This is a genomic window from Microbacterium sp. Z12_35, assembly GCF_058310475.1.
This window is the reverse complement of sequence record NZ_JBZEGJ010000001.1, coordinates 2,098,965-2,121,709: the sequence shown is the minus strand read 5'-3', so window position 1 is coordinate 2,121,709 and position 22,745 is coordinate 2,098,965. Positions and strand designations below refer to the sequence as shown.

General features: G+C 66.2%; 23 protein-coding genes. 12 read left to right on the top strand and 11 right to left on the bottom strand.

The genetic code is table 11. From position 1 onward, the window contains the following. Positions 1–67: 67 nt before the first annotated feature. Positions 68–1,531 carry a protein adenylyltransferase SelO gene (locus AC4FS1_RS10195; RefSeq protein WP_491154713.1) on the top strand — a complete coding sequence of 488 codons (1,464 nt, stop codon included), beginning with the start codon at positions 68–70 and terminating at the stop codon, positions 1,529–1,531. Positions 1,532–1,550: 19 nt separating this feature from the next. Then, a complete protein-coding gene (locus AC4FS1_RS10190) occupies positions 1,551–1,868 on the top strand; it encodes a hypothetical protein (protein WP_491154711.1) in 318 nt (105 codons plus the stop codon). 222 nt (positions 1,869–2,090) lie between these two features. Here the strand turns inward: AC4FS1_RS10190 and AC4FS1_RS10185 are convergent, their stop codons facing one another. Further along, positions 2,091–2,519, bottom strand: coding sequence for an ATP-binding protein (locus AC4FS1_RS10185; protein WP_491154709.1), 429 nt, complete (start codon positions 2,517–2,519; stop codon positions 2,091–2,093). A 137-nt stretch (positions 2,520–2,656) separates the two neighbouring features. On the opposite strand from AC4FS1_RS10185, the gene AC4FS1_RS10180 reads away from it, so the two are divergent. From AC4FS1_RS10180 to AC4FS1_RS10170, 3 genes are all read left to right on the top strand, one after another. Further along, complete coding sequence (locus AC4FS1_RS10180) at positions 2,657–3,799, top strand: Gfo/Idh/MocA family protein (RefSeq protein WP_491154708.1); 1,143 nt, start codon at positions 2,657–2,659, stop codon at positions 3,797–3,799. 130 nt (positions 3,800–3,929) lie between these two features. Then, positions 3,930–5,066: an MFS transporter gene (locus AC4FS1_RS10175; RefSeq protein WP_491154706.1), complete on the top strand. Its 1,137-nt coding sequence runs from the start codon at positions 3,930–3,932 to the stop codon at positions 5,064–5,066. Next, positions 5,063–5,746, top strand: a complete 684-nt coding sequence (locus tag AC4FS1_RS10170) for a DsbA family oxidoreductase (protein ID WP_491154705.1) — start codon at positions 5,063–5,065, stop codon at positions 5,744–5,746. Before AC4FS1_RS10175 ends, AC4FS1_RS10170 begins: the two co-directional genes overlap by 4 nt. On the opposite strand, the gene AC4FS1_RS10165 is transcribed toward AC4FS1_RS10170, so the two are convergent. Further along, positions 5,730–6,335, bottom strand: coding sequence for a TetR/AcrR family transcriptional regulator (locus AC4FS1_RS10165; RefSeq protein WP_491154703.1), 606 nt, complete (start codon positions 6,333–6,335; stop codon positions 5,730–5,732). The two genes, AC4FS1_RS10170 and AC4FS1_RS10165, sit on opposite strands and share 17 nt — an antisense overlap. Before the next feature lie 456 nt (positions 6,336–6,791). On the opposite strand from AC4FS1_RS10165, the gene AC4FS1_RS10160 reads away from it, so the two are divergent. Continuing rightward, positions 6,792–7,565 carry an SDR family NAD(P)-dependent oxidoreductase gene (locus AC4FS1_RS10160; protein WP_491154701.1) on the top strand — a complete coding sequence of 258 codons (774 nt, stop codon included), beginning with the start codon at positions 6,792–6,794 and terminating at the stop codon, positions 7,563–7,565. Positions 7,566–7,814: 249 nt separating this feature from the next. Here the strand turns inward: AC4FS1_RS10160 and AC4FS1_RS10155 are convergent, their stop codons facing one another. After that, positions 7,815–8,363, bottom strand: a complete 549-nt coding sequence (locus tag AC4FS1_RS10155) for an aldolase/citrate lyase family protein (protein ID WP_491155699.1) — start codon at positions 8,361–8,363, stop codon at positions 7,815–7,817. Between AC4FS1_RS10155 and AC4FS1_RS10150 the strand changes: the two genes are divergently transcribed. Together AC4FS1_RS10150 and AC4FS1_RS10145 are read left to right on the top strand one after the other, a co-directional pair. Then, on the top strand, positions 8,289–8,459 hold the full coding sequence (locus tag AC4FS1_RS10150) for a hypothetical protein (protein ID WP_491155738.1): 171 nt from the start codon (positions 8,289–8,291) through the stop codon (positions 8,457–8,459). The two genes, AC4FS1_RS10155 and AC4FS1_RS10150, sit on opposite strands and share 75 nt — an antisense overlap. Positions 8,460–8,838: 379 nt before the next feature. Next, complete coding sequence (locus AC4FS1_RS10145; RefSeq protein ID WP_491154700.1) at positions 8,839–9,681, top strand: alpha/beta fold hydrolase; 843 nt, start codon at positions 8,839–8,841, stop codon at positions 9,679–9,681. 65 nt (positions 9,682–9,746) lie between these two features. Here AC4FS1_RS10145 and AC4FS1_RS10140 read toward each other — a convergent pair whose 3' ends face one another. The 3 genes from AC4FS1_RS10140 to AC4FS1_RS10130 form a co-directional block, all read right to left on the bottom strand. Beyond that, entirely contained in the window at positions 9,747–10,220 is a 474-nt protein-coding gene (locus AC4FS1_RS10140) for a carboxymuconolactone decarboxylase family protein (RefSeq protein ID WP_491154698.1), read from the bottom strand. 143 nt (positions 10,221–10,363) lie between these two features. Next, entirely contained in the window at positions 10,364–13,111 is a 2,748-nt protein-coding gene (locus AC4FS1_RS10135; RefSeq protein WP_491154696.1) for an ATP-binding protein, read from the bottom strand. A gap of 129 nt (positions 13,112–13,240) precedes the next feature. Then, complete coding sequence (locus AC4FS1_RS10130) at positions 13,241–14,068, bottom strand: MerR family transcriptional regulator (RefSeq protein ID WP_491154695.1); 828 nt, start codon at positions 14,066–14,068, stop codon at positions 13,241–13,243. A gap of 436 nt (positions 14,069–14,504) precedes the next feature. Here AC4FS1_RS10130 and AC4FS1_RS10125 point away from each other — a divergent pair, with 436 nt between their 5' ends. Continuing rightward, on the top strand, positions 14,505–15,278 hold the full coding sequence (locus AC4FS1_RS10125) for an SDR family NAD(P)-dependent oxidoreductase (protein WP_491154693.1): 774 nt from the start codon (positions 14,505–14,507) through the stop codon (positions 15,276–15,278). 24 nt (positions 15,279–15,302) lie between these two features. Here the strand turns inward: AC4FS1_RS10125 and AC4FS1_RS10120 are convergent, their stop codons facing one another. Continuing rightward, complete coding sequence (locus AC4FS1_RS10120; RefSeq protein ID WP_491154691.1) at positions 15,303–15,917, bottom strand: hypothetical protein; 615 nt, start codon at positions 15,915–15,917, stop codon at positions 15,303–15,305. A gap of 235 nt (positions 15,918–16,152) precedes the next feature. Between AC4FS1_RS10120 and AC4FS1_RS10115 the strand changes: the two genes are divergently transcribed. After that, a complete protein-coding gene (locus AC4FS1_RS10115) occupies positions 16,153–16,560 on the top strand; it encodes a RidA family protein (RefSeq protein WP_491154689.1) in 408 nt (135 codons plus the stop codon). Positions 16,561–16,908: 348 nt separating this feature from the next. Here the strand turns inward: AC4FS1_RS10115 and AC4FS1_RS10110 are convergent, their stop codons facing one another. The 3 genes from AC4FS1_RS10110 to AC4FS1_RS10100 form a co-directional block, all read right to left on the bottom strand. After that, a complete protein-coding gene (locus AC4FS1_RS10110) occupies positions 16,909–18,459 on the bottom strand; it encodes an alpha/beta hydrolase (RefSeq protein WP_491154688.1) in 1,551 nt (516 codons plus the stop codon). A gap of 184 nt (positions 18,460–18,643) precedes the next feature. Continuing rightward, positions 18,644–18,916 (bottom strand): hypothetical protein, encoded by a 273-nt coding sequence (locus tag AC4FS1_RS10105; RefSeq protein ID WP_491154686.1) that lies wholly within the window; start codon positions 18,914–18,916, stop codon positions 18,644–18,646. Between the two features lie 65 nt (positions 18,917–18,981). Further along, positions 18,982–19,710 carry a CPBP family intramembrane glutamic endopeptidase gene (locus AC4FS1_RS10100; protein WP_491154684.1) on the bottom strand — a complete coding sequence of 243 codons (729 nt, stop codon included), beginning with the start codon at positions 19,708–19,710 and terminating at the stop codon, positions 18,982–18,984. Between the two features lie 405 nt (positions 19,711–20,115). Between AC4FS1_RS10100 and AC4FS1_RS10095 the strand changes: the two genes are divergently transcribed. Then, positions 20,116–20,694 carry a small multidrug efflux protein gene (locus tag AC4FS1_RS10095; RefSeq protein ID WP_491154682.1) on the top strand — a complete coding sequence of 193 codons (579 nt, stop codon included), beginning with the start codon at positions 20,116–20,118 and terminating at the stop codon, positions 20,692–20,694. 478 nt (positions 20,695–21,172) lie between these two features. Here AC4FS1_RS10095 and AC4FS1_RS10090 read toward each other — a convergent pair whose 3' ends face one another. Continuing rightward, the gene (locus AC4FS1_RS10090; RefSeq protein WP_491154680.1) at positions 21,173–21,742 is read right to left on the bottom strand and encodes a TetR/AcrR family transcriptional regulator; all 570 of its coding nucleotides are present in this window, start codon (positions 21,740–21,742) and stop codon (positions 21,173–21,175) included. Between the two features lie 95 nt (positions 21,743–21,837). Between AC4FS1_RS10090 and AC4FS1_RS10085 the strand changes: the two genes are divergently transcribed. Next, positions 21,838–22,680 (top strand): alpha/beta fold hydrolase, encoded by an 843-nt coding sequence (locus AC4FS1_RS10085; RefSeq protein ID WP_491154678.1) that lies wholly within the window; start codon positions 21,838–21,840, stop codon positions 22,678–22,680. Positions 22,681–22,745: the final 65 nt, after the last annotated feature.

The window sequence follows — 22,745 nt, the reverse complement described above, 5'->3', positions numbered from 1 at the left end:
CGCGGCCGCGCCCTTACTGTGGGCGGCGCACGGCCCCCGGGGCAGATAGCGGCAGTAGTCTCGGTGCATGGGCTTCGCGCTTCAGTCGACTATCCCTCTGGAGAGCCGATTCGCCCGCGACATGGCCGAGATGGCGCTCCCTTGGCAGGCTGAGGAGTTTCCCGACCCGCAACTGCTGGTACTGAACGAGCCGCTGGCAACCGAACTCGGCCTGGACCCAGCTGCGCTGCTGGGGCTGGACGGCGTGAAGATGTTGAGCGGCAATCTTGTTCCCCGTGGAGCCGTTCCGGTGGCGCAGGTTTACGCCGGGCACCAGTTCGGCGCGTACTCCCCTCGTCTGGGCGACGGTCGCGCGCTTCTGCTTGGTGAGGTACTCGACGTCGACGGGCGCCTTCGCGACATCCATCTGAAAGGCTCAGGGCGAACACCGTTCGCCCGAGGCGGCGATGGCCTGGCGGCGGTGGGCCCGATGCTGCGCGAGTACATCATCAGTGAGGCGATGAATGCCCTAGGGGTCCCCACGACACGTTCGCTCGCGGTGATAGCGACGGGGCGCTGGGTGCGCCGCGAAACGCTGCTGCCGGGAGCCGTACTCACTCGAGTCGCAACTAGCCATCTGCGCGTGGGTAGCTTCCAGTACGCACAAGCGACGGGCGACGTACTCCTTCTGCGCCGCCTCGCTGATCACGCGATCAGCCGCCACTACCCCGCTCTGGCGGACGCCGACAATCCCTACCTCTCCCTATTGCAGAGAGTGATCGCGGCACAGGCGTCGCTCATCGCGCAGTGGATGCTCGTCGGTTTCGTGCACGGGGTGATGAACACCGACAACATGACGATCTCCGGGGAGACGATCGACTATGGTCCATGCGCGTTCATGGACGCCTTCGATCCCCGCGCCGTTTACAGCTCCATCGACGTGGGCGGACGCTACGCCTACAGCAGCCAGCCAGCCATCGCCGAATGGAATCTGGCACGGCTAGCAGAATCTCTTCTTCCCATCCTCCACGAGGACCCCGCGAAATCGGTCGCACTAGCGCAGGAGTCGCTCGGGGCGTTCCGCCAGCACTACAGCACCACATGGTCGGCTGGCCTTCTAGCCAAGCTGGGCTTGCGGGACGATTTGGAGGAGAAGGTCACCACCCCCCTGGTGAGCGACCTGCTTGCCCTGCTGCAAGCGACCCGCGTCGACTACACATCGTTTTTCCGAAACCTCACCGACGCCGCCCGAGGCGACTCCGATTCCGTGCGCGCACTGTTCCTCGACCAGTCGGCCTTCGACGCCTGGGCACAACGCTGGGTCGCTCTCCGACCGGACGCCGCGGCGATGGCCCAGGTGAATCCCGTCTACATTCCCCGCAACCACCTCGTTGAAGAAGCGCTTGCCGCCGCGACCGCAGGCGACCTGGCACCCTTTGAGCGGCTCCTGAGCGCGGTAACCACGCCATACACCAACGCCCCCGGCTTCGAACGCTACGCCGCCCCCGCACCAGATACTTTCGGCACTTACCGGACCTTCTGCGGCACCTGACCCTCGCGCCGGAAAAGACGTGGCGCGATTCGCCAACGGCGATGTCGACGTCGACGCGATCCTGGTCATCGGCTACCGGGAGGCGCTCGGCGACAGCAATGAGACCGACAGCCTCACACCGGTCGCCGACTCCCTTCTAAGCGTCACAAAGATCCAGGAAGTGCTCGATGCGCGCATCATCCCGCCTGTCGCCGGCCTGGTCGTCGAGACCTCCCGACCATGCCTGGTCAAAGCGTGCTCGCTATCAATATTGCCTCGTCAGCCTGCGGAGATGCAGCCCTACCTCGTCTACGGTGCGAGCAACATCGTGGGCAAGATCGCAGACAGTACGCGGTAGTCGCAGCCCGCTGCTGAAAAGTTGAGATCCGCTGGCGGGCAGGGAAGTACCAGCGAAGTGCACCCTCGAAACCAGATCCGATAAGAGTTTAAATCCCACCGTCACCGCCATTTATCCCAGATCAGCGCCCCTTTTTTCGGGCGCTTTTCTGCGTTGCGGGAAAGAATTGGGAAAGAACATGAGAGCACTTGGGGCGCTCGAGCCGCGTGATTTTGCGGTTTCTCAGGCGTTGGTGACTCGGGAGCGGCACCTACCCTCATAACGTCCCACGGTAAGTGCGGGCTGGCGAAGGCGACGGGCAGAACCACTATGCCGACGGGAGACTTCAATGCCACTCCAGGTTCTTTCCGCCGCAGCGCTCGCGGAGCACGAGTTACCGGCGAGGGAGGAACTCTGCGTGGTGGACGAGCCCGTCGAGCATGGCTGCGGCGATGATGTCGTCGCCGACGCACCCCAGCGCCCGAACGGCATGTTCGAGGTAAAGAGGATCGAGCCTTCCTCGTAGCGTGACGCCGTGAGCTGGAAGAACGGGCGTCGGCGTCCGCGTCGAGTTAGGTGGACGACCTCGTCCACGATGAGGAGCCGGTTGCGGCGGAGACCTTTCAGTTCGCGCTCAAGACGGGTACCCGGCGTGGGTGACCTTTCTGCCATGGCGATCCAACTAATTTTGGATCGATCGGAATAAAACTATCCCGGTGTGCAGTTCCCATCCACTGTGCCGATCTCAGTCGGCGATCACGGAAGTGCGGGGCCCCGGGGGTATGTGTCCGGTGACGGAGGGATGAGAGATGGCGAGAACAGATGCGTTCGGGAGACCTGTGGGTGGCGAGCGGTCGGAAGCGGGCGAGAGCCCCGCTATCGGTGTGGGCGTCGTTGGCTTGAGTGCGAGCGGAGGTTGGGGGGCAGGCGGACATCTGCCCGCTCTCACCGCAGCGGGGGGCTTCGAGCTGCGCGCCTTGGTAGCAGGGTCGGCTGACTCGTCCCGGGCAGCGAGCGAGCGGTACGGCGTGCCGGCATATGGGTCAGCCGGGGAGTTGGCACACGCGTCAGATGTGGACTTGATCGTGGTCGCAGTCAAGACACCCGCGCACCGGGACCTGCTGTTTCCGACGCTTTCGTCGGGCAAGGCGGTCTTCGTCGAGTGGCCATTCGCGACCAACTTCGCGCAAGCACAAGAGATGGAGTCCGCGGCACGCGGCGTCACGAGCTTCGTCGGTTTGCAGGGTCGCTCCGCTCCCGCTCTGCAGTTTGCCGCCGATCTCATCCGCGAGGGGTACGTCGGGGAGGTCCTGTCGGCGACCGTCTCTTCGTCGCTGGTGGAGTGGGGTTCTCCGGTCAGCGAGCGAATGTTGTACACGCTGGATGCTCGTCTCGGCGCGACCATGCTCGGCATCGGGTTCGGGCACATGATCGACGCCGTCGCAATGATCGTGGGCGAGTTGCGGGATCTTGTCGCGACAACCGCGGTCCGTCGCCCACGAGTTCCGCTGGGCCGCACCGGGCGGTTGGTCGATACGACCGCAGAAGACCAGATCGCCATTTCGGGCACGCTCGAAAGTGGCGCAGTGCTCTCCGTTCATCAGCGAAGCGGGACCGCCGCAGGCGCGTCCTTCTCTATGCGAATCGACGGATCAGCAGGAACGCTTGAGGTGACCGCTCCAAACCATCCCCACCTCTTTCCGGTGCGAATGCGCGGTTCAGAACGACCCGGCGGAGCCCTGTCCGAGCTGTCCGTGCCCGCGGACTATGACCGTGTTCCTCGACTAGCCGGTTCTCCCATCAATTCGCTGGCGAACGCTTACGTCGGAATGAGAGAAGGCATCCGCGGGCGCTCGACGTGGGTTCCTGCCTTCAGCGACGGCACGAAACGCCACGGGCTCCTCGACGCCATCTCGCGCTCTGCGAAGACGGGAACCCGCGTCACTCTTTGACCACTTGAAGACGGCCCCGATCGAGTCGTCCTCGTTCCGACCAAACCCACAAGATGAAAGAACACTGATGACAACTGTTAGTACCCCAACCCCCACGTTGCAGGGATCCAAGTCGAAAGCATGGGCGGGCGTGGTGTCGCTGAGCGCCGGCATTTTCGCCATCGTCATGGCGGAATTCTTGCCGGCGAGTCTCCTTCCACGCATCGCCGAGGGCATCGGCGTCTCGGAGGGCACGGCCGGTCAGACCGTCACAGTCACCGCGCTTGCTGCAGCGGTGGCGGCACTGCTGATCTCCGTCGCGCTCCCGCACGCGGACCGACGTCGGGTGATGATCGGTCTGACGGCTCTTGCCATCGCGTCCAACATCTTGGTCGCGGTCGCGCCGAACGTCTACGTCCTTCTCGGTGCCCGTCTGCTGCTCGGTATCGCGCTGGGCGGATTCTGGGCGATGGCGACTGCCATGGCTGCGCACCTTGTTCATGCCGATCACGTCGGGCGAGCCCTCACTGTGATCAACTCCGGTGTGGCGGTCGCGACGGTCGTCGCCGTTCCGCTCGGCTCGTGGCTGGGAGAGCTGTGGGGATGGCGGGGGGTCTTTGTCCTCGCTGCCGGCGTCGGGCTCGCGGCCCTGGGCATGCAGGCCGCGACTCTTCCGAAGGTGGCGCCAGGTGCAGGCAGTGGCCTGCGCGCCCTGGGCGCCGTGCTCGGCTCAGGAATCGTGCTGCTCGGCCTCCTGGCGATTCTGCTTCAGTTCGCCGGCCACTTCACCGGATTCACTTACATCCGACCGATCGTGGAGGGTATATCGGACATCGATGGTGGCGGTTTCTCCATCCTCCTGTTCGCCTTCGGGATCGCATCGGTCATCGGAACTGCCGTCAGTGGTCCCATGGCCGACCGTGCGACTCGCAGCGGCATCGCGCTGTTCCCCGGGCTTATCGCGCTCGGCACCCTCGTCATCCTTCTCGCCGGAACAACAACTCTCGGTCTGTTCGCCGGTGCCGTTCTCTGGGGATTCGGTTTTGGTGGGATGCCGACCACCGTGCTCAGCTGGGGAGCGCGCACCGAACCTGACCGTCTGGAGCAAATCGGTGGGGTTACGGTCACGGTGGTGAACCTCGCCATCGCGGCCGGTGCGGTGGTTGGCGGGTTCCTGATCGACTCTGTGTCTACCACCAGCGCCCTCACTGTCGCGATCGTCTCCGTTGCTGTCGGAGGACTGCTTCTGCTCCTCCTACGGCGTAGGAGCGGAGCACGCGCATCATGAACGAACCCGTTCAGATCGATACGTGGGGCGACATCGCCTGCCCCTGGTGCTATATCGCCACCCGCCGGATGGACGAGGCGATCGGTATCTTCGTCGGGGCAGGGAACGGTCGACGAACGCGGACACGTTTCCACAGCTTCGAGCTTGCCCCGCACCTTCCAGTGGGAACCACCCGATCGGTGATGGAGTACAACACGATCGAACTGGGCATGGCGGAAGCCGAAGCCGCGGCGGTGCTCGACAGGGTCACACGCCGAGCACGCGCGGTGGACCTTGAGTTGAACTTCGACACCACCCGTGTGACCAACACGATGCTCGCTCATCAGCTGATCCACCTCGCGCGCCGTCAGGGCGTAGAACGAGAAGCGAAGGACGCGTTGTTCGCCGCGTACTTCGAACATGGCCGTAACGTCGGTGATGCCGACGTTCTCGTCGACATCTCACGCGAGATCGGGCTGGCCGCCACCGAAACACGACGCGTCTTGCTCGCTAACGAATACGAGAGCGCCGTCCGGGCGGATGAACGCACCGCCCGCGAAAGGGGATTCACGAGCGTCCCCACGATTGTGATCGATCAGCAGATCTACCTCAGCGGTGCACAGCCCACCGGCACGATCGCTGCGGCGTTGGAATCGGCCTGGCAGCAAAGACAGAACGGGGCGCTCACAGCTTCCAGCTGAGCATCGCGACATCGACAATCTCGTCCAAGTCATCGCGGTCCAGGCCACTCGCCGCCTGGACCGCGATGCCGAACCCAAGCGTTATCACCAACCGAGCCAGCGCAACCGCGTCGGCATCGGCAGGAAGATCCCCCTCCGCAACGGCTCGCGCGAAGCGCACCTCGAGGTTCATCCGCGCCGCGGCCCGCCACTCCACAAGCACATCATGCACGGGGAGGGCGCTTTCACTCGTTGCAAGCGCGCCCTGCACCCCAAGACACCCACGCGGCCACTGAGGCAGAGTGGTCGCCCGTACTGCACCCCGCAAGAACGCCTCTGCCACCTCACGCGCAGTGGGCTTGAGAAGCGAGGCCGCACCGTACGACGCGGGACCCGCCGTGTACCGCTCGAGAACCCTCTCGAACAGCTCTTCCTTGCCCCCGAACGTCCCGTACAGACTTGACCGGCTGATGCCCATCGCGTTCGTCAGATCCCCGAGCGTCGTCCCCTCATAACCTCTCCGCCAGAAGACCTCCAGAGCTTTCTCGACCGCTTCGTCAGGGTCGAACTCACGTGGTCGGCCGACCGGAGCGATAGGCGAAGAGTCCACTCGAAAATCGTACGCCGCCAACGGCTTTCCTCGTCCCGCTTCGCGTGACAAAGGCGAGGTCCGTGAGCCCCGGGCCCCGATGAGCACACCTGACACGCACGTTGCAATCCGCGGCTTGGATCGACCCCACCGCCGGCGTACCCGGCGGCGGCGAACTCGGTGCGCACGCGGCCTCCAGGATTCGAGCACGCGTGGGGGGTGGGGGGGCATCGCGCGCCCGGGGCACGGATGAGGGACTCGTCACGGCAAGCCTCCGATCCTTTCGTCGTGGGGTTGACATGGGCTGCGATAAAGTAAATGATTACTTACCGGAGATGGTTGTGGACGATGCAGTGAGGCGGGCGATCGATCCGACGACCTGCGCTGGATGACCGCCGAACGCATCGAAGTCTCCGGCGGCGCCTTCATCTGACCATCTCCCCGCACCGCAACCCCTACATAGAAAGCAGAAACACCATGTCGCGATTCGCTGGCAAGACCGTCTTCATCACCGGTGCCGCGCGGGGCCAGGGCGCCTCCCACGCGCGCGCGTTCGCTGCCGAAGGAGCAAACGTCGTCCTCGCCGACTTCCGCACAGAGCAAGGCAACGCCATCGCCCAGCAGCTCGACAACGCGCTGTTTGTCGAGCTCGATGTCCGCGACCCCGATGCCTGGCAGGCCGCCGTCGACGCGGCGGAGGCGCGGTTCGGACCGATCTCGATCCTGATCAACAACGCAGGTATCGTCCACACCGCCCACACCATTGCCGACTCCGACCCCGACGAGTGGGACCGTGTCCTGGATACGAACTTGAAAGGCCTGTTCCTCGGCATCCGCGCCGTTGGGCCGTCGATCGTCCGCGCCGGTGGCGGCGCGATCGTGAACGTCGCCTCCAACCAAGGCCACGTCGGAACACCAATGTTCGCCCCCTACGTCAGCAGCAAGTGGGGTGTCCGTGGGCTGACCATGACAGCCGCGATGGAGCTCGCGCGCGACAACATCCGTGTGAACTCCATCAGCCCCGGAGTGGTGGACACCCCGTTGATCACCGAGCCCGTCGCGCCCGGCGAGCGGCCCGCCATCCAGAACGTGTCGCTGGACCAGTTCGCCACAACCCGCACCGCGCAGCCTGAGGAGATCAGCAAGCTCGTGCTGTTCCTGGCGTCCGACGACGCCGCATTCATCACCGGCGCGGACTACCTCGTCGACGGAGGCATGCTCCTCGGCCCGGTCCTTCAAGCCGACAACTGAACTGAGCGGTCTCTACACAGATAGAGCGCCCTGCCGAATCGGATCGGCCGGGCGCTCGTCGCTCATGCGACTAGCCCCAGCGCACTCTCTCGCGGTTGTGAGCCCCGCGAACTGCCGAGCTGCTGGTAGCGCAGGGCTTGTGTCTCAGATCGGAACCGCTCCTGAGCACGACCGTCACAGAAGCCGCAATCTAGCGGCGGCCGCGCCGCCCCCATGAAGTCTGCCCGGCGTCGCGCGAGCGTTGCCTCATCACCGCTCAGATCGGAGTGGCCGAAGCGGTCGCCCGGTTAGGACTCTCCCACTGAGGGTATGCGAGGAGGGCCCGCGCCTGCCGCAGCACCGGCTCGTCGACCATTGACCTCGGAACCGGAAGACTCCGGGGCCGCGTCGCGGCCGCGGCCAGCACCGCCTCCGCCCATGCCCTCTGCCCGGCGGTCGCCGAATGGCGTCGCGAATCGTCTCCACCTGGGAAGGGTGGATGCACGCAGTCGCCGCAAATCCCGAAGCGGCCGCATCCTCGGCCTCGTGCCGCGGCCCCTCCAGGGTCGACGATCTCGAGGTGTGCGGCGTCGATCGCGTTGATACCGTGCGCGCGTGCCGCGAGGATCTCCGATCGCGCCGCCGGGCGACATCCCGGTACGTGCGGTCGGCCAGACGGCTCGACCGTCCGCCCAGGCTCACCACGAGGTCCACAGCGCCCCAGACGAGGGCGAGCGTCGACGAATGAGCTGCGATCGCGCGGGCGTGGACGACTCCGCGCGCGGTCTCGCAGAGCGCGACGACGCGGTACTCCGCGATCGCATCGATCTGCTCCGCGGCCTCGGCCTTGGCCAGCATCACGGGGTCGTAACGCGTGCCGGCGAGCGCCTCCAGGTCGAGCGATATCTCCGGTGATCCGGACGGGTTGTCCGCACGATGGTGCGAGCAGGACCGAGCGGATGCGCTCGGACCGCGGAGCGCGCCGCAGCCTTGTCGGCCGGCGCGACCGCGTCCTCGAGTGCAGGCGGTGCGTGTAAGAGTTCAAATCCCACCGTCACCGCCATCTTTCCCAGATCAGCGCCTCTTTTCAGGGCGCTTTTCTGCGATCGTGAGCAAGAAGTGCGCCCTTCGGCGTTCGCGAGGCTCAGACGCGGGAAGCGATTCGGCGCATGCCGGCGGCCACGGTAAGCGACGCAACGTTTAGACAGAGCGCTGGACTGTGTGGTGGCCACACGGAGTCTCATTGCCATCAGCTTCCGGCATCGGGCTGGTTTGCGCAGGAAAGGGCAAGATCATGGGACGCATCACCGTCGGCTACGAGAACAGCACCCCCGTCGAGCTGTACTACGAGGACCAGGGGGCGGGGCAGCCGGTCGTCCTCATCCACGGCTACCCGCTGGACGGCCACAGCTGGGAGCGTCAGACGCGCGCGCTCCTTGCCGCCGGCTACCGGGTGATCACGTACGACCGACGCGGCTTCGGGCAGTCGTCGAAGGTCGGCGCCGGCTACGACTACGACACCTTCGCCGCCGACCTGAACACGGTGCTGGAGGCGCTGGGCCTGCGCAATGTCGTCCTGGTCGGCTTCTCGATGGGTACCGGAGAGCTCGCCCGGTACGTGGCACGGCATGGACACGAGCGGGTGGCGAAACTCGCCTTCCTCGCCTCGATCGAGCCGTTCCTCGTCGTCCGCGACGACAACCCGGACGGTGTGCCGCAGACGGTCTTCGACGGCATCGCCGCGGCTGCGGCGGGCGACCGGTACGCCTGGTTCACCCAGTTCTACAAAGACTTCTACAACCTGGACGAGAACCTCGGATCCCGGATCAGTCAGGAGGTCGTCACGGGCAGCTGGAACGTCGCGATCACCAGCGCCCCCGTCGCCGCCTACGCGGTGGTGCCGTCCTGGATCGAAGACTTCCGCGCTGACATCGAGGCTGTGCGCGCCAGCGGTACCCCGGCTCTGATCCTGCACGGAACCAAGGACAACATCCTCCCCATCGACGCCACCGGACGCCGCTTCCACGCGGCGTTCCCGGAGGCCGACTATGTCGAAATCGAGGGAGCACCGCACGGCCTGCTGTGGACGCACGCCGAGGAGGTCAACGCCGCGCTGCGCCACTTCCTCGAGAAATAGGACGGCCATCCGGGGCACGGTGCCGGCGCGGACACCGGCGCGCCCGGGTCGCACACCGGTGCGCGTCATCTGACGAGTTTTCCTTCGAGATCCCGAGGACGGACCGGATGCTCGCTGAGGATGGAGATCCGGTTGAACGCATTAATCGCGATCGCCACCCATTCGGTCGCCACGAATGTCGACTCGCCGAGAACAGCGATGGCACCCGACAGCTCGGCGGCCGACTGCTCGGACAGGGGAAGCTCCGTGGTTGCCTCGGCTACCGCGAGTACCGCTCTCTCCCGTTCGTCGAAGAGACCGCTGTCCCGCCAGGCCGGCAGTAGGTCCAGCTTCTGCTGAGATACCCCGGCCTGTCTCGCCTCACGCGAATGCAGGTCGAGGCAGAACGCACAGCCGTTGATCTGTGAGGCGCGCACCTTGATGAGCTCAGACTCCTGCGCGGAGACTCCTCGCCGCACCGCGTCCTCGCGGATCACCGACGAGAACGCGACAACCGCCTTCCAAGCGGCCGGCATCACCTTGTCCACGAACGGACGCATGTGACTCCTCCTATGCTCGTACTCCTCGATATCGGTTCCCGGTCGCTATCCCGTGTGGGAGAGAGAACCGACCCGTGGTCGCAAGCAGACACCGTGTTCTCAGAACGGAGTCAACCGATGACCGCACGGCGCATGCGTCCGCGTCAGGTCAGCTGCAGATCCTTGAGCTGCCTGCGGGACGTGATGTCGAGTTTCCGGAAGATGTTGCGCAGGTGGGATTCGATCGTGCGCGGGCTCAAATACAGCTGCGCGCCGACCTCCCGCGACGTCGCGCCGGTGGCCACCAACCGTGCGATCTGAAGTTCCTGAGCCGTGAGCCCGTCGGTCTGCCGGGCAGTCCGCTTTCGCGGATACTCGCCGGTGGCATGCAGCTCGCGCGCGGCTCGCGCGGCGAACGCCTCGATCCCCATATCTGACAGCAGATCATGGGCGGTGCGGAGTTGCTCGCGAGCCTCGTGGCGGCGCCCTTCGCGGCGCAACCATTCGCCGTAGACCAGGTAAGCACGGGCGGCCTCGCTGGCAATCCTCGACGCGCTGAGCTGGCTGATCGCTTCAAGATAGGACTCTTCGGCGGCGGCGCCGCTGATCGTCAGTGCGCGGGAACGTGCCTCCAGACCGGCAGCCCACGCCGTACCGCTGGCTCGGGTGCGGGCGCTGAGACGCTCGAGTGATTGCGCCGCGGTCTCCGTGTCGCCCGCCCTGACGGACGCCTCGATCAACTCGGGCAGGCCGACGGTGCTGAGGGAGAGTTCGGCAGACTCACACGTCGCGGCCGCCGCCTCCTGCGCGGTCGAGTACTCGCCGAGACCGTTGTGAAGCACCGCGCTCGCGTAGCTGGCGAACGCCGCCTGTGCGCTCCGGATGGGACTCTTGTCCGTCTGGAGAGTGAGGCTGTTCGAACGTTCGACAGCGGCCCGGTCGCCACGCCACGCCGACAGCATGGCCGCGGCATGGCGCAGTGGTGGCACGCCCATCGACTCGGTGATCGCCTCCGCTTCCATGGCGAGCTCTCCCGCTCGGGTGAGCTCGCCGCTGATGGCCAGGATGTTGGCGTGAAGGGTGAGCGCTCTGGGGAGCCCCGCCAGCGCCCCCGTGGAGCGAGACGAGGCGACATTCCGCTCGGCGATCTGGTGCGCGCGCTCATCATCGAGGATGCCGACGGCGACTCGGCCAGCCAGCCAGAGCCACGGCTCGCTCCCCGTCTCCCGTTCGGCGTCTGGGCGCGTCTCGACACTTAGCGCGTCGAGCGCCGAACGCACGACCGGGACGCCCGCCGAGTATCCGTCGACCATCGTCACCGCGAGTCCTTCGAGAAAGAGATCAACGGGCCGAGGGGTCTGGTCCGGTACCGCGGCCAGTGCGGTGCGGGCGATGCTCATCGCGTCGGGGGCGCCACTGACGATCGCCGCATCCAGCGCGTGCAGGTAGGTCTCACGAGACAGCGCAGGGTCGAACGGGGCAAGCGTCGCGGCAGCATGCACCAGCATCTGCGGCACTTCCACGCCGCGAGTGCGATGAAACGCGATCTGAGCGCGCAGCAGTGCGACGCGAGCGACGTGCAACGGGTCGGGCGACCCGTCCTCTGCGGTTGCGAGCAGGTCCAACGCCGCCTCGGATGCCCCGGCGTTGTGCATCGCGTGCGCCGCTTCCAGCGCGCGCCGTGTCCGGTCTGCGACGCCAGGGGTGAGTTCTGTCGACCGCCGCAGGAATGCGCCGGCCGCGGCGTGACCCCCGCGAGACCGCGCCCGCCCTGCCGAGCGTTCCAACTCTGCGGCGACCTCTTCGTCGACCCCCTGGACTGCGTGGGCCCGGTGCCACGCGCGTCGATCGGGATCGAGCGCTGCGTCGGTGGCGGCGGCCAACGCACCGTGGACGCGGCGGCGACTCGCTGCGTCTGCGGACCGGTACACCGCCGAGCGCACAAGAGGGTGGCGAAATCGCACCTTCGAATCGATCTCGATCAGCCCGGCTGCTTCGGCGGGTGCGGATGTATCCGCAGCCGCACCGAGTTCCGCGGACGCCCGGCCGAGCAAGGTGGGGTCGCCGGTGGGATCGGCCGCGGCAGCGAGCAGCAGCAGCTGCGTCGTTTCCGGCAGGTCGCGCGAGCGGCGCAGGAATCCGCGCTCGACACGCTCCGGGACATCCGACAGATCCGGTAGTTCGAAGCCGCCCGCAAGCCTCGCCGCCGGGACGTTCGCCGGCAGCTCCAGCAGGGCGAGGGGGTTTCCTCGCGCTTCCGCGATGATCCGTTCGCGCACCGTCTCGTCCACGGGCGCCCGGAATGCCGTGTCCAACAGCATCCGCGCCGCCGTTCGATCGAGTCCCGTCAACGGCAGCTCGAGCAGGCCGGAGAAGACGCTCATGCAGTCGATGTCGCCGTCGCGGACATCGCGCACGCCGAATGCCATCACCAGCCCCTCGGCATCGATGCGCCGGGCCACGAACGCGAGAACCTCGGCCGAAGCCTGGTCCAGCCACTGCGCGTCATCGATGACACACAGCAACGGCCCGTGCTCGGCGACTTCGGCGACGAGGTTGAGCGTCGCGAGTCCGATCAGGAACTTGTCCGGCGCGGGGCCGCTTCGAGTCCCCAGGGCGACGCCCAGGGCCAACTGCTGCGGCTCGGGCAGGGCGTCCAGGTGATCGAGGAACCGGGCACAGAACTGATGAAGTCCTGCGAAAGCAAACTGCGTCTCGGCCTCGACCCCCGTCGAGGACTCGACGCGGAATCGGGAGACGATCGCCGCATCGCGCAGATGCTCCAGCAGCGCCGTCTTGCCTATTCCCGCAACGCCGCGCACCACCAGCGCCCTGCTGTGCCCGGCTTGCGCCGCGACCAGCAGCTGCTCGACGGTGTGGCGCTCCCGGTCTCTACCCAGAAGCTGCGACACGGTCGCTCCCGATACGCGGCACTCGCCCCCTGCAACCGAAGCATGTGGTCACCACATCATTATGCGGAAGCAGACACACAGACGGCTACGAAGGGCAACGCCGCGTGCACGGGCGCGCTCGCGGGGCGATCATTTATCGGAGAGGGATGCCTCGCGGAAAAGCCCTGCCGGGGCTCGCTCGGCCCTGGGTGAACGGGCCCCTTCGAAGGTCTCGGGATTCCCCTGTCCCGTCCGCAACGCGTCGTGCGCCATCGCGCCCGCACGCGAGAAGACGTCGAGTTGGGCGGAGTTGTACAGCTCTGCCACCGCCTCGATGATCGTCCTCTGCGCGACGCGCTTATTCGTGCACAGGTGGCGGCCCGGGTCTCGCAGCCAGGGATAGGTGATGAGGTTCCTGGCGAGCGTCGGCGCGAGGCGTTCGGCCAGGGCCTGCCGGGTCTCCTCACCCGCATCCGGAGGGAGCGCGTTGATCAACTCCCCGACCGCGCCCTCGTCGGCGTCGACTTCCACCATGCGCCGCATATCCGCCATGGCATCCGCGTCGTAGAGCTGCGTGTAGATGTGGATGATCGACGTGTCCGATTCGGACATTCGCGACGCGACGGAGGCGAAGCCCGCCGGCGAATCGGCCGGCGCGTCCTCGCGAAGGATCGTGGCGATGTCCTCCCGCGCTCGCTGCAGGCGCTCGATCTTCGCCTCGAGCTCCGAGTCCACCTTCGATAGGTCGTCCGGAGTGCTTTCGTCCCCGGCGGTCAACCGCTTGATGTGAGACAGCGGCACGCTCAACTCCGCCAGACGTCGGATCCGCAAGAGCCGCACGAGGTCCTGCACCCCGTACTGCTTGTAACCGTTGTACCGGCGTCGGGGCTCGTCGAGCAGGCCGAGTCGATGGTAATGGCGAACGGTATTGACGGTCGTGCCCGCCAGTTCCGCCACTTCACGCGTACTCCAGGTCATCTCAACTTCTTCCGGACCGAGCTTTCTCGCGGCGCCATCAGACAGATCTCTGTGCGCAGTTCACGCCCAGGAGCGTGCCGCCCAGCACTGCAGCCAGGCTGACACCGGCAACGTACCGGGTGTCTTGCTCGCTTGACGTGGCCCGGGCGCGGGCCAGAGGCGACACACTCGGTGCGGGATGCGCCGGCGCTGTGCTGCCGGACTGGGCAGGGATTGATTGTCCGCTCATGGTGGTGTCCGTTCTTGTTGCTCTCCTGGTTGTTCAGTCAGCATCACGGCGGAGGCGAATCTCTCGCGTCGGTGGAAAGCACGTAAGTGTCCCTGGCGGACTAGGTTGCGCATACCGGGCGCCGAGGGGTGGGCGGATTGGTTGACCTGGTCCCCAGCACAGGGTCTGTGCTTGGCAGACCATCAACCACAAGAACGAGGTCCTACCGTGACACTGTCCCGTCAGCGTGTTGTCATCATTACCGGCGCCGGCAGCGAGCACGGCATCGGCTTCGCCGCGGCCCGTCTTCTCGGCGTCGCAGGGATGCGCGTGGTCCTGACGTCGACGACCGACCGCATCTTCAACCGAATCGACGAGCTGCGAGCCTCTGGCGTCGAGGCGCAGGGAGTGGTCGCCGATCTCCGGCAGCAGGGCGGCGTCGATGCCGTGGTCGCGTGCGCGGAGAGTGCCTACGGCAGCGTCGAGGTGCTCATCAACAACGCCGGCATGACGTCGGTGTCCGGCTCAGAGGCACCCGGAGGGATCGACCGACTGTCCGCGCTGCACTGGCACGCGTCGTTGGAGCGCAACCTGACCACCTCGTTCCTGATGATCCGGGCAGTCGTCAAGGGGATGCGGTCGGCCGGCTACGGCCGGATCGTCAACGTTTCGTCGGTGTCCGGACCGGTCGCGGCGTATCCGGGAGACATCGCGTACCACGCGGCGAAGGCGGGAATCGTCGGGCTGACTCGCGCGGTGGCGATCGAGACGGCCTCCATCGGCATCACGGTGAATGCCGTCGCACCGGGATGGATCGACACGGCGTTAGCGTCCGATCACGAGCGCGCCATGGGCGCGGCGACGCCCGTCGGCCGCTCCGGCACTCCGGAGGAAGTCGCGCACGTGATCGCCTTCCTCGCGGGGGATGGAGCGTCCTACGTCACCGGCCAGTTGATCACTGTCGACGGCGCCAATTCCATCAGTGAAGAGCACGGTCGTTGAGACCACGACACGAGTCGCCACCGGTCAAGAACCCGCCTGACCGAGCGGATGGTCGTTCGCGGCCTTGTCGCTCGGGACCCCACCGCGTGCCGCGGAGGCAGCCGTCGGGACGTTGAGCCCCTTCGTTGCGTCGAATTGAGCCATGACCAGCGCTGCCGTGCTCGCAAACCCGCACGCGAGAATGACGAGCAAGGACGGTGCGAACTCGGCGGGTTCCGGCATCCAGCCGCCGAGCGCCCAAGGCAGGATGATGGCGACGAGAACTGCTGCTGTGGTCATCCACTCATTGACGACGAGTGTCCGCGACCTCCCGGACCCGTCGCGGACCACGAGGCGACGTCCGGTGTCGATGGTCATGAGTGTCAGGACGGCGCTGAGAACAGCGAATGCCATCGCCCCCCAGAGCGGCTCCATCGCCACCAGTATCAGAGGGACCAGCAAGGGGATCGAGTACGCGGCGAAGACCCACCGCATAGCCGATCGTTGGTAGATGTCTGCTGCTTCCGAACCGGCCAGCCGTCGATGCATGTCGGAGTCGATGTAGAAGAACACTCCGACGATGAACGTCCCCAGGAGGGTGGCGGATACTCCGGCCAAGCCCAGGAGGAATCCCTCGCCCACTCTGTTCAGGTCAGTCATCGCCGCCTCCGTCGGTTTCATCGCCACACGACCGTGAGCTAACACGGTGTTGTCACCACACGGTCAAGAGTGGGCCGCGAAGGATCAGCTGCTGCCCCGAAGTTCGCCGTGAGCCGTGACGACCTTGACTCTGTGGCGACGACAGGGTCTTTACTCCGAGCGCGAGGTGCGCTTTCGGGCGGGTCCCCTCGTGCGCCTCACCTCGTGCCTCGTCCTACGACGAAAGGAATGTCCGATGACCGTCCGCCTCATTCACCCCGAAGGGTTGCTGCAGCAAGAGGATTACGCTCCTGTCGCTGTCGCGACCGGAACCCGCATCGTGCTTCTCGCCGGACAGGCATCGGTGACGGCGTCTGGGGAGGTCACCTTCGCAGACCTCGCCGGGCAGATCCACGTTGCCCTGCAGAACGTCGTCACCGGCGTGAAAGGTGCGGGAGGAGACGCCAGCGACATCGCGCGACTCACGATCTACGTCGTCGGCTGGTCGCAGGAGATGGCGACAGGCCTTCTAGAGGGCACCGCCCGAGCCCAGACCTCGGATGGGCTCAGCACTCCCCTGCCACCGATCACGGTGATCGGCGTGCAGGCGCTGTGGACTCCGGAGCTGCTGGTCGAGATCGAAGCCACGGCCGTCCTAGCCTGAGCCGACGCGGCCGTGCCGCTGGGCTCTCGCCGTTCGCCGTGGCTGCAGAGAGAAGCCGGCGAGCGCCGCGCGGTCGGGGGATCCGGATGGTGCGTCCACCGGCGCGGCGGGCACACATCCCGATGACAGAACCGCGGCGGCTGCGCCGGCTGCAACCATCGAGACGGCGCTCGCCCCACGTCCTGGCCGCCGCGGCTCCCTTACCGTCATCGTCTTGGCCCTCGGGTGGTCGTCGTCATCGTGCATGACGCTCCGTGCACACCGTGTGGCACCCACCGGGTCAAGGCCGCACTCACCGAAGCCGGCTCACTGAGACAGCGTCACTGAGACAGCGTCACTGAGACAGCGTCACTGAGACAGCGTCACTGAGACAGCCTCCAGTGCACAGCGCGCTCCCTCTTCCGGCAGCTCGAGGTCGATGAGGTAGCCGGCCACAACCCCGTCAACGCACTCGTTGCGCGAGGCGAACGATCCGTGCTGGTTTCCGTCGACCGTCAGTAACCGCGCGCCGAGGGTCTCGGCCAGGCTGATGCCGCCCTCGTGAGGCGTCACGGGATCGCCCGTCACCGAGGTCACGAGCACCTCAGGAAGCCCCTCGATGCCGGTGGCATAGGGGAAACCAAGTGTCGGCTCGGACGGCCAGAACTCGCACCCGTCCTGCGTAGGAGGCTCGGTGCCTGGATCGAGGAACGGCACCGCGTCGTTGAGATCATTGCCCAGAGCGGCCATCTCCTCCGCCGTGAGCCGTTCCTCGTCGATGCAATTGATGGCGAAGGTAGCTTCGTAATCGTTGGCGTACTCTCCGGTCTCGGACCGGCCGTAGTAGGCGTCACGAAGCGCAAGAATCGTGTCGGGTCGCCCCGCTTGCAGCTCCGACAGCCCGGCGATGATGGCGGGCCAGGTGGCTTCCGCGTACAGGCCGGAGATGATGCCTTCGCCCGCGGCGAGGAAGCCGACATTCCGGCCGTCAGCGGCCACCAGCGGCTCGTCCGCGAGCGGTTGGAGAAGCTCCTGCGCTGCGGAGGTCGCATGTGCGGGGTCGCTTCCCAGGGGGCACGACCCCTGCATCGCGCAGAAGTCGGCGAAGCGCTGGAACGAGGCCTGTAGTCCCTCACTGAGCTGGATCCGGCGATCCCGGGTGTTCTTGCGCGGGTCTACCGCGCCGTCGAGGACGAGGGCGCGAACGTTGTCGGGGAACATCTCGGCATACACCGATCCGAGCCGCGTGCCGTAGCTTGCACCCGCGTAGGTGAGCTTGTCGTCGCCGAGCGCTGAGCGGAGCACGTCCATATCGCGTGCGACATCACGGGTGCCAAGGTGCGCGAGCATCTCTTCTCCACCAGATCCCGCAGCACACTTCTCGACGATGGCGCGCGCCGACTGCTCGCTCCACGCACCGAGAGCCGCGAGAGGTTCGTCGGCGTCGCGTTCTTCGTCCGTATAACAGTCGACCGCGGGGTCGGTCAGCCCGACTCCGCGCGGGTCGAATCCGACGATGTCGAAACGTTCCGGGATGGGGCCACCCGTCCACAGGGCGGCGATAAGCGGTGCGAACGTCGTCGCCTGGACGCCCGGGCCGCCCGGATTCAGCACGACAGACCCGATACGGTCGTCGCCGGTGGCGGCGTTGCGGGTTACCGCGATGTCGATGGTTTCGCCGTCAGGCTTCTCATAATCGATCGGCACCTCAAGCGTGGCGCACTCGGTTTCCTCTGCCACCGCGATGATCTCGGGAACAGGCGGTTGCGAGCTCACGATGGTCGGGTCGCACGCCCCGAATTCGAGATCCTGATCCATGAATTGTTCCAGCCCGACGGTGCTCGCGCTCTCCCCGTCGTCTGGTGACGCACCACTGCAGCCCGCGACCAGCAGCAGGGACGCGGCGGCGACGGTCGCCACCCCCGCCCCTATCCATCGCGTTTTCCCGTGATCTTTCCATCGCGTAAGCATGTGGTTCTCCTCGCCGATCGTTCGCGCTCTGCTTCTGCGAGCGCATTGACCTCGATCACAACCCATGTGCCCGGAACAGGGTCAACCGGCGTCCGGCGGGACGTCGGCACGCTGTTGGAGTCGTTCGGTGTGGTCAGTCGGTACGAGAAGTCGATGATCTGCCGAGCCGCGACCAGGCCTGGACGCCCATCAGAACGATGCATCCGATGAGCGCGCCCAATACGACCGCCTGGGTGAGCCGGCTCGGTTCCAGAATTCGTGCGACCGTGAGAAGCGCGACAACGAACGCCCCGACGCTCAGCACGATGTAGAGGCGATTCTGCACCCGCACAGAGCGAGATGGATTCACCTTCGCGGTGCGCGAGTCTACGAACAAAGCGATCATGAGAACCGGAACGATCTGCACGGTTGCCTCGTATAAGCCCATGGTTCTTCTTCGTCCTGTCATCCCGAACGTCGACGGGGCTGAGGTCAGCCGGCCGACCCGAGCCCGAGGATCAGCACGAACAGGGGGAGGGCGAGGTTGTTCACAACGTGGACGACGACAGCCGGCCAGATCGATCCGGAACGTCGGGCGATCTCCGCCGCGATGATGCCGACCACCAGCGCGGTGGGGAGCGCCAGGTTGATCCCGTGGAACAGGGCGAAGATGACAGAGCTTCCCAGCACGGCCACCACCGCCCCATACCGCAGGAGACCTCGCATGACGACACCGCGGAACAGCAGTTCCTCTCCGAAGGGCACGAGGAACGCGAGGCACGCAAAGGTCACGATCAGTGCGAGGGTCCCTCCGTTGCCGGCCACCTGGAAGGGAGCCTGCGCGTCCTCATCGAAGCCGGTGAGCGCGATGATCGCCGCGTTGACGACACCTTTCAGGAGTAATGCCACGACTCCGGCGCCCAACCCGATGAGGAGCCATCGCCAGGTGGTGCGTCGTACTCCGAACGCAGACAGCGAACGGATGCGGATCGCGAGCGCTGCACCGAAGCCCACGAAGCCGACGCCCGCCGACCACGCAGCCAAGGTCAGCCCGTAGGCGACCGGTTCAGTGGGAAGGACCGGGGCCAATAGCACGAGCGCTGCTATCGCCGCGGCCGCGGCGCCGAGACCCGCGAGGATCTCCGGCCAGCCGGGCAGCCGGTCCACTTCGGCCTTCACGGTCGGTGGGGTCGGTGGCATCTGATGCGGAAGGTTCGTCACTATGGTCTCCTCGAATCTGAGTGCTGTCAGTGGAACCCTTGTGCCCGGGACAGGGTCAAATTGGCCCCGCGACCCGTTCAAGGCGTGGCAGGACCGTCGCCGCGATCACCGCGTTCATGACGACTGCGTTCATCGTGCGAGTCACCGCACTCGAGGCAGCGAAGGCCCCCCAGTCGCCGCGGGAGAGTGCCGAGCCATTGCGGTCGAATCCTCTCGTCGCTGCGCTGAATTCTCTGGGACTCGCCCATTCAAGACCGTGTCTTCGGAACAGGGTCAAGCGAGGAGGCGCTCGAATGCGATTCGCCGGCCCTCGCTTGACCCTGTCGCCGGAACACGGCCTTCACTGAGGTGATCACGCGGCGAATCCCTGCCGCACGCCGCCATCCAGATCAGAAGAGACGAGTTATGGACCATCCGTACCCCTGGCTGCAGGACTTCATCAACCAGGTTCCCGACGTCCTCCAGCCCCTGATGGTCGCGGCCGTTGCCGCCATCCCCTACATCGAGGGTGAGGGAGCGGCCGCGTTCGGAATCATCGCGGGCATCAACCCGATCGTCGCCGCCCTTGCTGCCATCGTGGGAAACGTCCTGTGCGTCGTCGCCGTGGTTCTCCTGGGTTCGCGCATCCGCGGCGGTGTCATTGCCCGTCGCTCCGTGAGAGCAGAGTCGCTTACGCCCGCCGCCGTAGGTGACGGATCGGGTCTAGCGACCTCCTCGACGGGGGGCGGGTCGAGCGGTGATGCGAACTCGGATCGCCCATCGAAAGGCCGAGCGAAGCTGGGGCGGTGGCTGGTCAGGTTCGGCGTACCGGGTGCCAGTCTTCTCGCACCTCTCGCGTTGCCGACCATGCTGACCGCCGCATTCTTCATCGCGTCAGGTGTCCGTAAGGAGTGGGTGATTCTCTGGCAGATCGTGGCGATCGTCCTATGGACGGGATCCGTCGCGGTCGTTGCCTCGGGGATCCTTGCCCTGCTCGGTTGGTGAGGGGCGGACAGGCATCGTGAGGTCGCCTGAAACCCGCATCCCCGTCCGGTCGCTTCCTGCAGCCACTCCTTGCGCCTCGACCGAGGAGGGCTTGCCCGGCGGGCGTGTCCCTGGCGCAGTTCTCGAATCCATGGGGGTGCCCGCTCGACAACCTCGGTCGTCACCGGGATGCCCCCAGCCGGAGGGCCTCGGCGTAGGTGCGGTCTTCCTGGGCGAACAGCTCGATGTCAACCCACGTGATGAATGCCGAAGAGCAGGCCACCGCCGTGGACCCACAGAGGGCTCGCGCCGCTGCGCTCGCCTTGCCTCGTTCGGCCGCGTGGGAAGCTGGGAAAAACCGCTCGAGCATATCCGCCTCGCCTTCCGAGAGATGCTCGGCGGAAGATCGCATCCGCCACGCCCGTCCTCGGTCGGGCTTCGAGCGGCCGGTAAGTTCCGCGCTTGAATCGGTGAGGGCTAGCGCTCCCGTGCCGGCGCATCACTCCTGGGAAGCGGGACCGAGAGCGGCGCGGATGAGGACCTCCGCGGCGGCTCGCGCCTCTCCTGCGGCGGCGGGATCGCCTGCAATGGCGGCCGTGGTCTGCGCCCCTTCGGCGAGGATCGCCAATTGCGCTCCGAGGGCAGGGGAGCCGCCGGCTTCCTTGACGAGTTCGGCGACGCGGCGCTGGAAGGAAGCCTTGTGTTCGCGGACGGCGGCGGCGACGTTCTCGTCCTGCCCGCCGAGTTCGCCGAACGCGTTGATGAAGCCACACCCGCGGAAGTCGCCGGTGTGAAACCACGTGAGGAGGTAGTCGTAGATCGCGAGAAGACGCGCGACGGCATCCGCCTCGCGCGCGAGGTGCTCATCGAGCTCTCGCTCCCAGCGCTCATGCTTGCGCGCGAGCACCGCGAGCACGATGTCACTCTTGGAGGGGAACAGGCTGTACAGCCGGCGCAGGGACACCCCCGCGTTCTGACGCAACTCGTCCATCCCGACCGCCGCGAAACCTTTGGCGTAATACAGGCGTTCGGCGGTGTCGATGATCTTCTCCGCGATGTCGTCCGTCATATCTGCCAGTGTACTTGACGCGAGAACGATCGTTCTCTACGGTGGATCCACGAGCTGAGAACGATCGTTCTCGCAGTCGAAGGAGAGAGAACACCATGGCAACCATCACTGTCGGCACCGAGAACAGTGCCCCCATCGAGATCGCCTACACCGACCGCGGTGCCGGCCAGCCCGTGGTCCTCATTCACGGCTACCCGCTGGACGGATCCAGCTGGGAGCGCCAGGAGCGCGAGATCCTCGCCGCGGGCTACCGGGTCATTACGTACGACCGTCGCGGTTTCGGTGACTCGAGCAAGGTCGGAAGCGGCTACGACTACGACACGTTCGCCAGTGACCTGAACGCCCTGCTGACCACTCTCGATCTTCACGACGTGATCCTGGTCGGATTCTCGATGGGTACCGGTGAGCTCGCGCGCTACGTCGGTCGGTACGGGCACGAGCGCGTGGCGAAGCTCGCGTTCCTCGCCTCGCTCGAGCCGTTCCTCGTGCAGACCGACGACAACCCCACGGGTGTGCCGCGGGAGGTGTTCGACGGCATCATTGCAACCGCCAAAGCTGACCGCTTCGCGTGGTACACGCAGTTCTACAGCGACTTCTACAACCTCGATGAGAACCTCGGCTCGCGGATCAGCTCTGAGGTCGTGACCGCCAGCTGGAACACTGCCACCCGCTCGGCCCCCGTCGCAGCCTATGCGGTCGTGCCCAGCTGGATCGAGGACTTCCGCGCCGACGTCGCCGCCGTGCGGGCCTCGGGAAAGCCGGTGCTGATCATGCACGGCACGGCAGATCGCACGCTTCCCATCGACGCCACCGCTCGCCCCTTCCACGAGCTTCTTCCCGACGCGGAGTATGTCGAGATCGACGGCGCGCCGCACGGGATGCTGTGGACCCACGCCGACGAGGTCAACGCCACGCTCCTGCCCTTCATTCGGACCTGAGGTCGCTGCGAGGCGGCAAATTCCCCCGTCGCCCGCCAGAGGAAACCCCCGTTGTTGCGGGGGTT

Coding starts and splice junctions, on each gene's coding strand:
- AC4FS1_RS10195 (WP_491154713.1), top strand. CDS start 68: ATGGGCTTCGCGCTTCAGTCGACTATCCCTCTGGAGAGCCGATTCGCC.
- AC4FS1_RS10185 (WP_491154709.1), bottom strand. CDS start 2,519: ATGGCAGAAAGGTCACCCACGCCGGGTACCCGTCTTGAGCGCGAACTG.
- AC4FS1_RS10180 (WP_491154708.1), top strand. CDS start 2,657: ATGGCGAGAACAGATGCGTTCGGGAGACCTGTGGGTGGCGAGCGGTCG.
- AC4FS1_RS10170 (WP_491154705.1), top strand. CDS start 5,063: ATGAACGAACCCGTTCAGATCGATACGTGGGGCGACATCGCCTGCCCC.
- AC4FS1_RS10160 (WP_491154701.1), top strand. CDS start 6,792: ATGTCGCGATTCGCTGGCAAGACCGTCTTCATCACCGGTGCCGCGCGG.
- AC4FS1_RS10150 (WP_491155738.1), top strand. CDS start 8,289: ATGAGCTGCGATCGCGCGGGCGTGGACGACTCCGCGCGCGGTCTCGCA.
- AC4FS1_RS10145 (WP_491154700.1), top strand. CDS start 8,839: ATGGGACGCATCACCGTCGGCTACGAGAACAGCACCCCCGTCGAGCTG.
- AC4FS1_RS10140 (WP_491154698.1), bottom strand. CDS start 10,220: ATGCGTCCGTTCGTGGACAAGGTGATGCCGGCCGCTTGGAAGGCGGTT.
- AC4FS1_RS10130 (WP_491154695.1), bottom strand. CDS start 14,068: ATGACCTGGAGTACGCGTGAAGTGGCGGAACTGGCGGGCACGACCGTC.
- AC4FS1_RS10120 (WP_491154691.1), bottom strand. CDS start 15,917: ATGACTGACCTGAACAGAGTGGGCGAGGGATTCCTCCTGGGCTTGGCC.
- AC4FS1_RS10115 (WP_491154689.1), top strand. CDS start 16,153: ATGACCGTCCGCCTCATTCACCCCGAAGGGTTGCTGCAGCAAGAGGAT.
- AC4FS1_RS10095 (WP_491154682.1), top strand. CDS start 20,116: ATGGACCATCCGTACCCCTGGCTGCAGGACTTCATCAACCAGGTTCCC.
- AC4FS1_RS10090 (WP_491154680.1), bottom strand. CDS start 21,742: ATGACGGACGACATCGCGGAGAAGATCATCGACACCGCCGAACGCCTG.
- AC4FS1_RS10085 (WP_491154678.1), top strand. CDS start 21,838: ATGGCAACCATCACTGTCGGCACCGAGAACAGTGCCCCCATCGAGATC.